The sequence below is a fragment of the Acaryochloris marina S15 genome (assembly GCF_018336915.1).
GTDB lineage: Bacteria > Cyanobacteriota > Cyanobacteriia > Thermosynechococcales > Thermosynechococcaceae > Acaryochloris > Acaryochloris marina_A.
In genome coordinates, this window is the sequence record NZ_CP064923.1 from 4,764,070 (window position 1) to 4,778,254 (window position 14,185).

The following is a 14,185-nucleotide window of genomic DNA, read 5'->3' on the forward strand; positions in this document are numbered from 1 at the left end:
AGCCTACAGATGCAGACAGTATTGAGATTCCTATAGCCATCGTTTTTGAGCTACTAGATTTCAGTATTGGCAGTTTACTGCTCAATTAAATCAGTGCGTAGCTATGACTTCTCACTTGGCCTTTATTTCCTCCGAAATAGGCACTCAAATACTGATTAAGCGAATCGCTTAAAGGTCTCATCACGAAGTTCACCGCCCCAGAACTAGGTTCACTGATGTGTGGGCTGTTGAGGTCGAGGGAATCGTTGGTTACAGCCCATCTTCTGAACTAGCAGTGGTGTTAGCAATCTAGGTTCCGGAGGCGTTGGAGTACACGATAAGTTACCTTCCAAATTTACTCCCTCGCCAACACTGATGGACCGTGGTGGAGGCAGACTAGCTTCTTCCAGCAGATGAGGGGGAAGCATTGTCAAAACACTAATTAGCAACTCTGACAACTTGTAAATTAGAATTTTTCTGGCCTTTGCCTTCTAATGTCTGTGACAAGTCTTGGAACAAGATGAACGCAACTGTACCAGACAAGGTAAAGGTACTTAGCATTAGTGTGATTAGACTCAAATGAATAACTTTCATAGATTGATTCTCCCAAGGTATGTCAGTCCCCCTCACTTGACATTCAATATAGCTACCCATTTGAAACCCCAATATGACTGCCCTCACGCAGCCAGGAGATCTTGATCACGACTCGATCGGCCGAGGAGAGACCGTCCCATCATGTTCTATCAGCTTGCTTGACGCAGTCAACAATCAATCGTTCCATCACTATTGAGACAAAATTGAGACAAAATTCATTAGATCGCCTCAGCTAGCAGTACGGTATTGCACTAAAAACTATCTCAGAATCTTCAAGCAAATCTGCCTCAATCGATACACTAAAGAGAATTAACGTCAGTATTGAACCCCTATGACTGAAGTCCTCGATTCAATTGCTCAAGTCAATACACTTGCCTCGACGAGGCTTCGGTATGAAGTGGCGATGCCTGATCCGGCATCTCATCTCTTTGAGATCACACTTCATTGCTCGGTAGGGACTGACCACACCTTAGATTTAAAGTTGCCTGTCTGGACCCCAGGCTCATACCTAGTTCGGGAATATGCGAAACATCTACAAGATTTCTCGGCAGTAGATGATCAAGAAGCCCCTGTAAGCTGGCAAAAAATCAGCAAGAATCATTGGCAGATCCAATCACCAGAAGCCGATACAGTCAAAATTCACTACCGTATCTTTGCCCATGAATTGACGGTCCGCACCAATCATTTGGATGCTAGCCATGGCTACTTCAATCCAGGGGCCATGTTTTTCTATGTCCCAGGGAGAGAACAAGATGCGATCGCAATCACGATTCATCCTCCAGATCCCACCTGGCAAGTCACAACTGCACTAGACCCATTACCAGACCAGCCGCTCACCTTCCTAGCCAAAAACTTTGATACCCTGGTCGATAGCCCATTTGAGATTGGTAGCCATCACATCTATGACTTTGAGGTGCTAGAGAAGCCTCATCAGCTAGCGATTTGGGGAGCCGGAAACTACGACGCAGACCAAATCATAGCGGATACGAAAAAAATCATTGAAGTCGAAGCCAAGCTTTTTGGCGGATTACCCTATGATCGATATTTTTTCCTCCTCCATGTTTCAGCCAAAGGGTACGGGGGGCTAGAACATCACAACTGCTGCTCATTACTCTATTCCCGGTTCGGGTTTCGTAAACCTGACTCCTATAACCGCTTTATGGGACTGGTTGCCCATGAGTTTTTTCATCTTTGGAATGTCAAGCGGCTTCGCCCTCAAGCCCTACATCCCTTCGACTATGACCAGGAAAACTATACGGATGCCCTTTGGTTTTGTGAGGGCGTAACCAGTTTCTATGATCTGATTCTTCCGTATCGAGCCGGTATTTATGACGCTCAGTTCTATCTAAAACTGCTGTCAGAATCCATTACACGCCTCCAATCCATTCCAGGACGGCACACCCAGTCCTTAACAGAGTCTAGTTTTGACACTTGGATTAAACTCTATCGTCCCCATGCCAACTCTCGGAACTGTCAGGTTTCTTATTACCTTAAGGGCGAGATTGTCTCTCTCCTCCTTGACTTACAGATTCGCCAACAGCATCAGAACCAACGGTCTTTAGATGACGTGATGCTCCATCTTTGGCAAACCTATGGCCAGAAAGATTTAGGCTATTCCCGAGAGCAGATCCTTGAAGGGATTGAGTCCATTGCAGAGATGGACCTGACTCAGTTTTGGCAAAAGTATCTAGATGGGACCGTGGAATTACCCTATGAGGAATTCTTGAATCCATTTGGATTGGAAGTGGTGGCTGATTTTGGAGAGTCCCCATTTCCTTATCATGGCCTAACCCTCAGCAGCCAATCCGGGAAAACCCTGATCAAATTTGTCGATATTGCTTCACCAGCCCAAATGGCAGGGCTACAAGCGGGGGATGAACTATTGGCCTTAGATGGTTTTCGCGTCCAGGCTGATCAGTTAGAGCAACGCTTGCAAGACTATCAAAGGGGTGATGCAGTCTCCATCACCCTATTTCATGATGATCAGCTCACCACCCATCGTCTTACCTTAAGTGAACCTAGGCCCAAATCCTATAGGGTCCAACCCATTACAACTCCCACCGATCAACAGAGAACAAATTTCCGTCAATGGCTGGGCATTGAGTTAGTAGAACTGACGTAATTTTTGACCCAGAGTAAGGATGTTAAACCCCAAAAAAACTTGGGAATGCTAAAGACATATGAACGAAAACTTGCGTCTCCTGTACCCCTTTGTCGCTTGGTGTGGACTAAGGGGTATTTTATTGCCCGCAGACAATCTTTCACGGCATCTTCACCATTAGTTGCTAATTTAATTCCAGAGATAAGCAAACCCTTTAAACCTCACTAGCACGTAATAGGTTGTCATCACCATATGCGTGCATTCCAACAAACTCGCCCCCAGTCGGGGGCATTTTATTTGCTTATTTTTACTTACGCGGTGATACGAATCACACTTATCATTCCGTAATGACACTCAGGTAATTACTAAAACCAAAAAGTTAGGATGAAATTGCCTCAGGGGAACTCTTCGGAGTTATCACCCCCCCTGGGGCATTGGTATGTTTAGCCCTAGCTGAGTTGGGCTACAACCTGGTTTTTGAGCAATGTATCTTGGGTTAGCAGATCTTCGACACTGATGCGTAGGGTGCGTCGGTTATCTACCCAAAACAAAACCTTAATGCGATCGCTCCCTGGATACCCAGGCGGCATGAGCTGTGCAACCTTTCTGGAACCCTCTCGATCATTGAGAGGTTGAACCAGGGTCTGGGATTCAGACAATTGCCGAGTCACCAAGCGATCGCCATCGAAAAAGACTTCAGTCCCACTGTTGGTATTGCCCAATTCTCCTAGAATCAGCTCAATGCTAGGTTGGGCATCGCTAGAAGCCCCCAGGGTCAGCTCGATAGGTTCTTCCATGGGATAGGGTAAACCCGCTGGGATAATGGGATGCCAACTATGGGTCTGTTGACGACGGTCCCAGTAGCGAACGCCATAGCTGTGATAGAGAAAATCTTTAACTTCTAAGCCCTGAGCCACCTGTAAAGCCCCTTGGGCAATCGCCTCAAAGGGACGGTTACTGCAAATGCGGCTGTCATCAAAATATTGCTGCACCCAGGTTTGGACGGCAGGGATCTGACTAGTTCCCCCCACCAATAGAACGGCTTTAATATCGTTAACCTCTAAACCTTGGCGGCGAGCTTGTTGCAAGACCTGGGTCATACTCTCATCCAGGCGATCAAAGAACTGATGCTCCTTGAGAATTTGCTCAAATTGCTCTCGGTCCAAGGCCAGCTCATAACTATCAAAGGTTTCTTCATTAAAGTAAACCTCTGTAGCTTTAGGCTGCAGTGATAGTTGAATTTTGAGCCGCTCCGCTAATCGAGTCGTCAGAGGGGTTACGGCTAAGTTTTGCGTTTTAGCAAAGTGATCGACAAGCCAATTATCAATATCGGTTCCACCCAAATTCTGCCCAGCTTTAGCCAGGACACGGGCTGATTGCGGTCGTTGTTTTGAGGTATCCGCTAGATTCTTATCGCCCCATTTAAGAATGAAACCCAAGGGCTGGGTCTTTTGTTGAGACGTATTGATCTGAACCAGAGAAAGATCAAAGGTACCGCCCCCAAAGTCCACCACCAGCAGTACATCTTGATCAGCCTTGCCATAGCCTAACGCTGCCGCTGTCGGTTCATCAATCATGCGGACCTGCTCTACCTGCAGATCTTGGCAAACCTGCCCCAGCCAATGGCGATAGGTTTCAAAGCTATCCACTGGAACGGTTAGAACTAATGAGTCTTTGACGTCAGGATAGGTGGTTTGGAGCTGCTGGAGGATCGTTTGCAAAAACCAGCTTCCCACCTGCTCAAACTGAACCGTTTGGCCATCCAGTTCAGGCAAAAAACCCTGGACCTTGGAGCCAATCCCTCGTTTGAAGCTGCGGAAAAAGCGCGGATCGGTTTGGATATCCAGACCGCGATCTCGCACCTGCTGACCCACACAGACTTTGTTTTCCGCCGCCTGCTCCACATAAAGCAGACTGGGGATAAGGTCAGGATTTTGGGCCGTCTGATAGCTCAAACTGGGTAGATTAATGATTTCAGATTGCTCTGTTACAGGGTTCCAACGAGCAATAACGGTATTACTGGTACCAAAATCAATTGCGTAACTCAAGAGACTTACCGCTCACTGACACGAAATGGATAACGTTTGAGAAAACGCCTAATTAAGCATTCCAAGCCACAACAGCGAGGGGAAAGGTACACAAGCCTGAAGATGTGCCTTCCGAACTACTCATTGAGGCAATCCTCATTCAATTAGTATACAAAAGAGATCAGACAGCTCCAGATAGAGCTGAAGTCATCTCACCTGAATGAAGCCCACTGTTCTGAAAGATTTGTGAACCTTCGCGGTAGGCAATGCCATGTATCCCCTATACCACTACTGCTTCAGCCTGATGATTGGACTAGCCAGCCTGTCTCCTGCGGCGGCGATGTCTTTTGCGACCCATCCGATTGTGTTTCCCCCATCAGGCCATCATATTTTATGGATTACACAAGGGGTGATACAGGCAGAGCCCCAGTCAGTTCCCTTACCTGACTCGATTCAACAAGCGATTCTGCAAGATATTTCCCAACAAACGGGCGACGTCCCAGAGCGTTTTCAAATCATTCAAGCCCAAAAACAAACCTGGCCAGATGGTTGTTTAGGATTAGCCACTCCTGATGTGTTGTGCACAATGGCCCTAGTCGAGGGGTGGCAGGTGCAAGTTTCTAATGGATCGCAGACATGGACCTACCGTACCGATACCTTTGGAGATGTAGTGAAATTAGAACCTGACACCGCATCCGCCCCAAAAACTGGCCCCAAAAACCGTTAGGACAACATCTAGCTTCTACTTTGCAGTCAAAGTGGGGGGATTCCTATCCAATCAATCGCAGCCTCTCCAAGGCTAATGAGCACAAGACGTTGAGGTGACCTTACCGTACTATGATGGCCTAAGCCTTCAAGCACAGGCTTTTTTGTCATGAAGACGGTTTTAGTCACAGGGGCAACTGGATTTGTAGGCGGGCATCTATTGTCATGCTTAGAGGGGCATCCCTACAAACTGAGGCTAGCCCTGAGAAAGCCACCTAAATCACCACTCCTGCCCGGTGCAGACCTAATCCAAGTGGGAGATATCAATGCTTTAACGCACTGGCAAGAAGCTCTCATGGGTGTTGATATCGTGATTCATCTAGCGTCCCGCGCCCATATTCTCCAAGAAACGGTGGCCGATCCGATGGCTGCTTTTATGGAGGTGAATGTTGAGGGAACTCATACCCTAGTCCAGCAATCAATAAAGGCGGGAGTTCAACACTTTATCTTCATCAGTTCGATTGGAGCGATGACGACCTTGAGTAATGACGGTTTAACAGAAGAGTCACCCTGTCATCCTGACTCACCCTATGGCCGCAGCAAATGGCAGGCAGAGCAGGACTTGACGGCCCTTGCGCAACCCACCGAGATGCGGTGGACGATTTTGCGCCCGACATTGGTGTATGGTCCTCGCAATCCCGGCAATATGGAGCGATTGATCAAGCTAGTCGATCAGGGATTACCTTTACCCTTTGGCTTAATTAAAAATCGTCGAAGCCTAGTGTACGTAGGCAATCTAGTCGAGGCCATTGTGATCAGCCTGGACAATCCAAAAGCGTTTAATCAAACCTTTCTGATCAGTGATGGGCTTACGATATCCACGGCTGAACTCATTCGTGCCATTGCCCTGGCGTTGCATCGTCCAGCCCGATTGCTCCCCATTCCGCCGATATTGCTCAAACTCTTGGGCATACTAACCGGTAAAACTGATGCGGTCGATCGTCTTTTGGGCTCATTGGCGGTTGATAGTGATAAGATTTTCCAGACTTTAGATTGGACACCCCCCTACTCTATGGAACAAGGCCTCCTCGAAACTGCAGAATGGTATGCTCATGGCGCTTCCGAAGCGTAATTCACACCAATCGTCCTCAATGATCAGCGCTCAAGGGATTCACTAAGGATTCATGGTCTTTATTGTTATTTGTTCTATAGTCAGCTGCATATTCAGCATCCTTGGGGTTTACGCCTTAACCAAAACCCTCAAGCAGATATTGATAGATATCCCCAATGAGCGTAGCTCCCATACTCAACCGACTCCTAGAGGAGGGGGGCTAGGATTTATTCTGGCTTTTGCCGTATCGGCCTACCTCAGCCAAACCTTATTCAATGATCCGCAGATTCCCTTTGCTTATCCCCTCTGGTTACCCTTGACCTTTTTAGTCGGGGTTGGCTGTATGGATGATTGGAAAAATTTGTCGTCGACGTTGAGATATGCGGTACAGCTCTTAGTCGCCTGCATGATTGTCTGGCAGGGCAATGCCTTTCCCCAGCCGTGGTTAGAGTCGTTGGGAACTGTTGGTTTTTTGGTTGCGATCGCAACCACAATCATCGGCCTGACCGCCTTGGTCAATTTCTATAATTTTATGGATGGCATGGATGGATTGGTCGGTGGGGTAAGCGCCGTCCAGTTAGGTTTTATGGCGGTTTGGTCTCAAGAGCCCGTTCTCTGGCTGCTGGTTTCGGCCTTGGTTGGATTTCTTTATTGGAATTGGTCTCCAGCCAAGATCTTTATGGGGGATGTGGGCAGCACCTTTCTGGGGGCGGTGATGGCAATTACGCTACTTAACCAAACGGGCACTGTAGAAGAGAGTTGGGCCGCTTTGGCCATTACCCTACCAATTACAGGGGATGCCATTTACACCCTGTGCTGTCGGACCCTTCGTGGTGAAAATATTTTCAAAGCCCATCGGAGTCATGTGTATCAGCGACTGAATCAAGCTGGTTGGAGTCACGGCAAGGTGGCAGCCCTGTATGTAGGTGTAACAGTTGTATTGGCCCTGCTCATCTATGGCTATGGCGGCTTGGGGGCCTGGATCAGTTTGCTGGGCGTTGCCGTCTCAATTCTCATTGCTGAACGATATCTGAGTACTCGTAAGCAACCCCTCAACCATTAAATCTCTACAAAACACGCAGCAGACTGGGAATAGAGTCAATAGCTGCCATTTGGCGAATTTCATCTAAAGCTCGATGAAAATTACCTTCCTGGACATCGTGGGTGACCACCACAATTTCTGCCAGCTCAGCTTTGATACCCGTTTGCACAATAGATTCTAAACTCACCCCATGATTACCAAAGACGGTGCCCAACTTGCCGATCACTCCGGGATGATCCTTGGTTAAGAATCGAGCATAGAAGCGGGTGACCAAGTCATTCATGGGAGCAATATTGCAGTAATGCTGATGAGAACAGGCCAGCAACGGGTGAATACGAGAGGTTTCCGGATCGTTCGCCACAATGCCCGTTTTCAGCAAGGCCGCAATATTAATTAAGTCGGCAACCACAGCACTGGCAGTCGGACCAGCGCCAGCCCCTGGCCCAAAGAACATCACCTGGCCCAACGGCTCGGCTTCGATCAGCAAAGCGTTAAAGACATCATTCACATTAGCAAGAGGATGATCGAGGGGGACCAATGTGGGATGAACTCGGGCTTCTAATTGAGGCGGAGGAAGCTCTGCAGTTGTTGGAGGCACTTTTGCGATCGCAAGTAGTTTGATCACAAATCCCAAGTTCTTGGCATAGTTAATATCCGCTGCACTCACCTGGCGGATGCCTTCCCGATGGACCTGCTCAAGATCTATCCGTCCTCCAAAGGCTAGGGATGCCAGAATAGCAATTTTATCGCCTGCATCTAAGCCATCGACGTCAGCAGTTGGATCAGCTTCGGCATACCCGAGATCTTGGGCTTCAGCCAGCACATCATCAAAGGCTGCCCCCGATTGCTGCATCTTGGTCAGAATATAGTTGGTGGTGCCGTTGAGAATACCGATCAGGGTATGGATCCGATTGGCTCCAAGGGATTCCTTCAGAGGTTGAATCACTGGAATGCCACCTGCCACCGCCGCCTCAATCATGACGTAGACACTTGCTTGAGTCGCAGCTTGAAAAATTTCTTCGCCATAGCGGGCAATCACCGCTTTGTTAGCAGTGACGACATGTTTGCCCTGAGCAATGGCTTCTAGAATAAGGGTTCGAGCCGGTTCGAGGCCGCCAATCACTTCAACCACAATGTCGATGGCAGGGTCATTGACGATGGCTCTCAGATCAGTCGTGAGCACCTCAGCAGGTAGATTCAGGCTGCGCGCTTTCTCTAAAGACCGCACCCCAACTTTGGCAATTTCAATCTCTTGCAAGAGGGGATGTCGGCCTTTGGGACTCGCAAAGATCTCGCCCACTCCTGTACCTACGGTTCCTAATCCAAGTAAGCCAATTTTGAAACCCACGGTTCTGCCCCATCTCGATCACAAACCTTATTGTGACATTCAGATTCAAGTCTTCAACAAGATGTAGGGAAAATTTGCGGGACTTGCAATCTATTGGCAGTTTCCAAATCCTGAACTGGATAAGGGGATTCAGCAGGCGTTAGGAGGGCTTCGTAGTTGCCAGACACCACATGCTGCCGCTGCTCTGCCACGAAGTCTGAAATATCTTCAATGTCGATAATCCACTCTTGGGCATAGCAGCGAATCGCTTCTCCTCGAAGGCCCAATTGAATCGCTCGCCGTTCCAGCTTATTACCCCCTGGATGATGATCCGGGTCCCACTGCAAACGCACATCAGAGGTTTGGACCGCCTTTTGCCAAGATTCTTGACTCTCATATAGTCCAGATTGAAAGGATGAATGGACGGCCTGGGCCAAAATCGAGTCAAAGGCAGCTCGGTGTAGACGAATGGCCAGAATAACTTCTTGGCCTTGCTTAGCACCCCAGCCAGAGCGATACATCATCCACAAAAAGTTGGGCTTAATCCACGTCATCCGTGAAAGCTTAAATTCCCCCCCAAAGTAACCCTGTTGAGCAGCAAAATCACCAATGGCAGGTCGATAGGCCTGGTACACGACGATTGAGTCAGCATCATACTGGGCTAGAATCACTCGTCCTCGCTGGAGCCAGCGGTCTTTTTGGTGGAGATAGGGTTCGGTCTTGATGGTGGACATACAATTGAATCAGGAGATACTTTTCGGATGTGTAGCATATTGTAGTATATTCAATTTCCTGACCTACTGTCCATTCATGTCAATTGATGCAGTTTTAAAAGTCTCCACTCTTCTCCTCTGCCAAGTGGAAGGAATACATCACAAAATCCTCAGCTTTTCCTGCAACGGACTGATACAACCTCCGAGCCGGTTGATTCTCCAACTCAGTACCCACCCACGCTTCTTGACAGCCTAACTCTTGCCCCAAAGCAAATAGGGTCTGCAACAACCGCCTTCCAATGCCTTGTCTTTGATAACTCGACGACACACCCACTTCATTAATCCAGAGTTGAATGGGCTTATCAGGATGGAAATACGTCACTGCTGAAGCCATCCCCACCACTCGCTGACCATCACAGGCCACTGCCAGATGATGGCGAGGATCGGCTAAAAATGCTGCACTCCATTCTCGGTTCAGCTGATAGTCAAAAACATCCGGTGCCACACAATCTAGGACATGGAGCTGATCAGGTTGAAGAATGCGAATGACGATTGTCATGGCCCATCCCTCCGTAAGTATAAGAACTTAGCCTAGCTCAATGGTAGCGTGGGCCTACTGTCCAGATGAGGGGATATCAGTCATAGCCAAATTGAAAGAAGCCGTGCTAGCCTGTGAAAAAGATTTTGCATCTTACTTTTATAACAACGACGATGAATTACAGCTCGTTCTACAACGGATTGATTATTACCGCCATTCCTTAATCAGTGGTGGGTTCAACGTCGCATTCAATCATTTAGAAACCCGCCTCAAGGCGGTTTTTTTATGGGCCTGCTTTGAGGCAACTCAGGAGGTCAATCATGAAAAAAGTCGCAGTCTTTGGCAATACCGGTGGAGGGAAATCCACCCTTAGCGCTCAATTAGCAGAGGTAACGGGTTTACCCCTCTATGTCTTAGACAAAATCCAATACAAAGCCGGAGGCGAAAAGGTATCACAATCCGTTTATCGGGCCACTCATGATCAGATCCTGCGAGAAGAAGCCTGGGTGATCGATGGATTTGGCTGTATAGAGACCTTATGGGAACGACTCAAGACTGCAGACACCCTGGTCTATCTCGATTTGCCGTTGTATATCCATTTTGCCTGGGTGACCAAACGGATGATCACGGGATTTGTGCAACTGCCTTCAGGCTGGCCTGAGGGAAGCCCCATCCTTAAAAGCAGCCTGAATAGTTATCGGACATTGTGGCTATGCTATCGGTATTTGACACCGCGATATCGCGATTTTGTGGGCCAAGCCAGGGAGACTCAAACGGTGTATCACCTCAGATCAGTTCCTGATATCTCGCAGTTTTTAACCACATTGGCCAATGCATAAGTCGTGCAGGGGAGTGGCCATGGGGTTCCAGCATAGACGAGCCAGCCAATATTGCTCAATCAGCTGTCTCGTCTCGCTTAGAAACTACATGCCATTCTCAAAACTGATCGTTACACCTGTATCCGGTATATCCTGTTAAATTGTCGGTATCGCGCAGCGGAATAGTTAAGACGTGATTGATTTAAAGCAGCTAAGGGATAATCCTGAAGCCTTTGCAGAACGCCTCAGTCGGCGAGGTGACTATGATTTGCAAGCTATTTTGGACCTGGATCAAAAACAGCGCGAACTAGAAACCGAGCGATCGCAACTGCAAGCCCAAAGTAACCAAATTGGCAAAACCATTGGTGAACGGATGAAAGGGGGTGCCAATCCCAAAGATCCAGAAATCCAAGACCTACGGCAGGAAGGCAGTAGTGTCAAAGCAACCCTGAGCGATCTAGAACCGAAAGAGCGGGATCTCAAAGCCCAAATTGGGGAGCTACTGCTGACGATCCCGAATTTACCCAGTGACGATACACCAGTGGGTAAAGATGAAACCGCCAATGTAAAAGTGAAGCAGTGGGGAGATGAATACATTCCCAAAAACGCCAAACTGGCCCATTGGGAGATTGGCGAAAATCTAGGGATTTTGAACTTTGAGCGCTCTGTCAAAATTGCTCAAAGTCGATTTGTCACGCTGATTGGGGCAGGGGCTGCCCTTGAACGCGCCCTGATTCAATTCATGCTGGACCAGCAGGTGGAAGCGGGCTATATCGAAGTGTTACCACCCGTTCTAGTCAACAGTGACTCGTTAACAGCCACCGGACAACTTCCCAAGTTTGCCGAAGAAAGCTTCAAATGTGCTGAGGATGATTTGTGGCTCAGCCCGACGGCTGAAGTCCCCGTCACTAACCTCTATCGGGATGAGATTCTCAACGCCGATGATCTGCCTATTTTTCACTGCGCCTATACTCCTTGTTTTCGCCGGGAAGCGGGGAGCTATGGTCGCGATACTCGGGGACTGATTCGACTCCACCAGTTTAATAAGGTGGAATTGGTCAAGCTGGTTCATCCCAGTACCTCTGCTGCCGAACATGAAGCCCTGGTCAAAAATGCAGCTGCTATCCTCGAAGCATTGAAGCTTCCTTACCGGGTCTTACAGCTCTGTACTGGGGATTTAGGATTCTCTGCAGCTAAATGCTATGACCTAGAAGTGTGGCTACCCTCGGCTGATTGTTATCGAGAGATTTCGAGCTGCTCCAACTTCCAGGACTTCCAAGCTAGACGCGGAAATATCCGCTTTAAGGAATCCGGACAGAAAGGAACCCAGTTTGTCCATACTCTCAATGGTTCAGGATTGGCCATCGGTCGCACGATGGCTGCCGTGCTCGAAAATTATCAACAGCCAGATGGATCTGTGCAGGTGCCAGAGGTCTTGCAACCCTATTTGAAACGCAAAGTCTTGTAAACTGCCGAAGCGACGGACCTTCTACAATAGGTGGGACACTGACAGGGGAGTCTCTATCTGTAAGCAATCTCTTGTTTGAGTCAGAGGTTTGCCGTTAGCGACCTCAATGTCGACCTGCTGCAAACGAGTCAATATTGCTAGAGATATTTGAGAGAACTGTCGTTCTAATACTGTGGGGATCAGTGCAGGTATCTGACCATTGAGCCGTCTCTTTTCTAGCCCAAGTTCAGTAAAGGGAGAATAATTTTCTATGCGTCTGAATCGTGTCCTAGCCTTAGCGTTAGTGACTTTATGTTTAATTGCAGCCTTAGGAAACTGGTTAGGCGGATCGATTAACAAAAGCAAAGCCAAAGGCTCTGCTAATGTCGCCCAAATCAATGTTTATGGTGTGATTAGCGATGAAGCCTCTGGCGGTCCTTTCAGTTCTGGAGAAGGGGCCAACGCCAATAAGTTGATCAGCAATATTAAGAAAGCGAGGGAGGATGATGGAATTAAAGCCATTCTGCTCCGGATTAACAGTCCTGGCGGCACGGCTGCAGCCTCTCAAGCTGTATATGAAGAGCTGATGCGAACCCGTCAAGAAACGGATATCAAAATTGTCGCTAGCTTGGGGGATGTTGCCGCCTCAGGGGGATATTACATTGCCAGTGCGGCCGATCATATTGTTGCTAATCCCTCTTCGATCACAGGATCCATTGGGGTGATTGTGCAAACCCAAAATGTGACGTCTCTCCTCGATAAGATTGGGGTCCAAACCAGCACGATTAAAAGTGGCCCCTTGAAAGATATTTTGTCGCCGTTCCGGGAAACTAAGCCAGAAGAGCGCAAAATATTGCAGTCGGTAGTAGATGAGTCCTATAAGCAGTTTCTAGATGCCATCGTGGCTGGACGGGGCATGTCCCTGGAGAAATTAAAGCCTTTGGCAGATGGTCGAATTTACACTGGGACCCAGGCAAAAGACAAAAAGCTCGTGGATTCCCTCGGAAATTACTACGATGCGTTGAACAAGACGGCTGAACTAGCCAAAATTTCCGGTGAACCGAAGGTACGGGATTTTGGCAAAGGCAGTTTCTTTGGGGATTTCGGTCCGTTTCTATCCACGTCTAATCAACAACTCCCCCAGCTAACGACGGAATGGCTCTCTTCAGAATCCCAATTGCCCCGTTGGCATAAGATTCCGCTGACGATCATGGAGTAAGCGATGCTAGATGCCCTGTTTACAACCTTCTTTGGTTCTCAATCTTCCCGCAATACTCAATCTGTCTCGATCCTGATTGGCTTTGTACTCCTCAGTATTCTGTCCTTGAATGCAGCAGGAAAAGTAGGGGCAGGCATTGGGGGGGTAATTATTTTCTTCCTGCTGTTTTTAGTGGCGGGTCTATTAGGTGGACTTTGGTTAGCCGCCGCCTTTAACTTTTTTGCTCAACTCTTAGGGGGACAAGGCACGGCCCAAGATAGCTTACGGGCCGTGCTGCTTGGCCTATGGCCGTTGATGGTATCTGGACCTGCGATCGCAGCGTCGCAGTGGCCCGGTATTGCAGGTCAATTTTTAGGTCTGTTACTGGGGCTAGTCGTCCTGATCGGCACTTTGCTCACCCTAACCCGATCCATTGGCCAAGCCCATCAACTGAAGTGGGGTAAGGCCTTATTGACGGTTGCCTTAACGGCTGTAAGCTCTATGCTGGCTTGGTTAGGGTTAATTCTCTGGCCCCTCGTTTTGGTCTTGGGCTTGTAGTGTTGATGCAATCACATCAACACTTTT

At 48.3% G+C, this 14,185-nt stretch carries 13 protein-coding genes; 9 read left to right on the forward strand and 4 right to left on the reverse strand.

The features are described from left to right. Positions 1–904 precede the first annotated feature (904 nt). Positions 905–2,695 (forward strand): M61 family metallopeptidase, encoded by a 1,791-nt coding sequence (locus I1H34_RS21745; RefSeq protein WP_212663013.1) that lies wholly within the window; start codon positions 905–907, stop codon positions 2,693–2,695. Between the two features lie 428 nt (positions 2,696–3,123). On the opposite strand, the gene I1H34_RS21750 is transcribed toward I1H34_RS21745, so the two are convergent. Continuing rightward, on the reverse strand, positions 3,124–4,722 hold the full coding sequence (locus I1H34_RS21750) for an Hsp70 family protein (protein WP_212663014.1): 1,599 nt from the start codon (positions 4,720–4,722) through the stop codon (positions 3,124–3,126). A gap of 250 nt (positions 4,723–4,972) precedes the next feature. On the opposite strand from I1H34_RS21750, the gene I1H34_RS21755 reads away from it, so the two are divergent. The 3 genes from I1H34_RS21755 (at position 4,973) to I1H34_RS21765 (ending at position 7,580) form a co-directional block, all read left to right on the forward strand. Next, positions 4,973–5,428, forward strand: coding sequence for a hypothetical protein (locus tag I1H34_RS21755; protein WP_212663015.1), 456 nt, complete (start codon positions 4,973–4,975; stop codon positions 5,426–5,428). A gap of 147 nt (positions 5,429–5,575) precedes the next feature. Further along, positions 5,576–6,538: an NAD-dependent epimerase/dehydratase family protein gene (locus I1H34_RS21760; protein WP_212663016.1), complete on the forward strand. Its 963-nt coding sequence runs from the start codon at positions 5,576–5,578 to the stop codon at positions 6,536–6,538. Between the two features lie 52 nt (positions 6,539–6,590). Continuing rightward, positions 6,591–7,580: an MraY family glycosyltransferase gene (locus I1H34_RS21765; protein WP_212663017.1), complete on the forward strand. Its 990-nt coding sequence runs from the start codon at positions 6,591–6,593 to the stop codon at positions 7,578–7,580. Between the two features lie 4 nt (positions 7,581–7,584). On the opposite strand, the gene I1H34_RS21770 is transcribed toward I1H34_RS21765, so the two are convergent. The 3 genes from I1H34_RS21770 to I1H34_RS21780 form a co-directional block, all read right to left on the reverse strand. Next, on the reverse strand, positions 7,585–8,907 hold the full coding sequence (locus I1H34_RS21770; protein ID WP_212663018.1) for a homoserine dehydrogenase: 1,323 nt from the start codon (positions 8,905–8,907) through the stop codon (positions 7,585–7,587). Positions 8,908–8,960: 53 nt separating this feature from the next. Further along, on the reverse strand, positions 8,961–9,620 hold the full coding sequence (locus I1H34_RS21775) for a DUF4291 domain-containing protein (protein WP_212663019.1): 660 nt from the start codon (positions 9,618–9,620) through the stop codon (positions 8,961–8,963). Between the two features lie 94 nt (positions 9,621–9,714). Next, entirely contained in the window at positions 9,715–10,158 is a 444-nt protein-coding gene (locus I1H34_RS21780; protein ID WP_212663020.1) for a GNAT family N-acetyltransferase, read from the reverse strand. 40 nt (positions 10,159–10,198) lie between these two features. Between I1H34_RS21780 and I1H34_RS21785 the strand changes: the two genes are divergently transcribed. From I1H34_RS21785 to I1H34_RS21805, 5 genes are all read left to right on the forward strand, one after another. Continuing rightward, positions 10,199–10,510: a hypothetical protein gene (locus I1H34_RS21785; protein WP_212663021.1), complete on the forward strand. Its 312-nt coding sequence runs from the start codon at positions 10,199–10,201 to the stop codon at positions 10,508–10,510. Beyond that, complete coding sequence (locus I1H34_RS21790) at positions 10,458–10,976, forward strand: isopentenyl transferase family protein (protein WP_212663022.1); 519 nt, start codon at positions 10,458–10,460, stop codon at positions 10,974–10,976. Before I1H34_RS21785 ends, I1H34_RS21790 begins: the two co-directional genes overlap by 53 nt. Before the next feature lie 172 nt (positions 10,977–11,148). Then, positions 11,149–12,423, forward strand: coding sequence for a serine--tRNA ligase (gene serS / locus I1H34_RS21795; protein WP_212663023.1), 1,275 nt, complete (start codon positions 11,149–11,151; stop codon positions 12,421–12,423). Positions 12,424–12,673: 250 nt separating this feature from the next. Next, positions 12,674–13,621, forward strand: a complete 948-nt coding sequence (gene sppA, locus I1H34_RS21800; protein ID WP_212663024.1) for a signal peptide peptidase SppA — start codon at positions 12,674–12,676, stop codon at positions 13,619–13,621. Between the two features lie 3 nt (positions 13,622–13,624). Continuing rightward, entirely contained in the window at positions 13,625–14,158 is a 534-nt protein-coding gene (locus I1H34_RS21805; RefSeq protein ID WP_212663025.1) for a hypothetical protein, read from the forward strand. Positions 14,159–14,185: the final 27 nt, after the last annotated feature.

Bases quoted from the DNA above. Each gene is read 5' to 3' on its own strand.
- I1H34_RS21760 (WP_212663016.1), top strand. From the start codon at position 5,576: ATGAAGACGGTTTTAGTCACAGGGGCAACTGGATTTGTAGGCGGGCAT.
- sppA (WP_212663024.1), top strand. From the start codon at position 12,674: ATGCGTCTGAATCGTGTCCTAGCCTTAGCGTTAGTGACTTTATGTTTA.
- I1H34_RS21755 (WP_212663015.1), top strand. From the start codon at position 4,973: ATGTATCCCCTATACCACTACTGCTTCAGCCTGATGATTGGACTAGCC.
- I1H34_RS21775 (WP_212663019.1), bottom strand. From the start codon at position 9,620: ATGTCCACCATCAAGACCGAACCCTATCTCCACCAAAAAGACCGCTGG.
- I1H34_RS21805 (WP_212663025.1), top strand. From the start codon at position 13,625: ATGCTAGATGCCCTGTTTACAACCTTCTTTGGTTCTCAATCTTCCCGC.
- I1H34_RS21765 (WP_212663017.1), top strand. From the start codon at position 6,591: ATGGTCTTTATTGTTATTTGTTCTATAGTCAGCTGCATATTCAGCATC.
- I1H34_RS21780 (WP_212663020.1), bottom strand. From the start codon at position 10,158: ATGACAATCGTCATTCGCATTCTTCAACCTGATCAGCTCCATGTCCTA.
- I1H34_RS21790 (WP_212663022.1), top strand. From the start codon at position 10,458: ATGAAAAAAGTCGCAGTCTTTGGCAATACCGGTGGAGGGAAATCCACC.
- I1H34_RS21745 (WP_212663013.1), top strand. From the start codon at position 905: ATGACTGAAGTCCTCGATTCAATTGCTCAAGTCAATACACTTGCCTCG.
- I1H34_RS21785 (WP_212663021.1), top strand. From the start codon at position 10,199: ATGGTAGCGTGGGCCTACTGTCCAGATGAGGGGATATCAGTCATAGCC.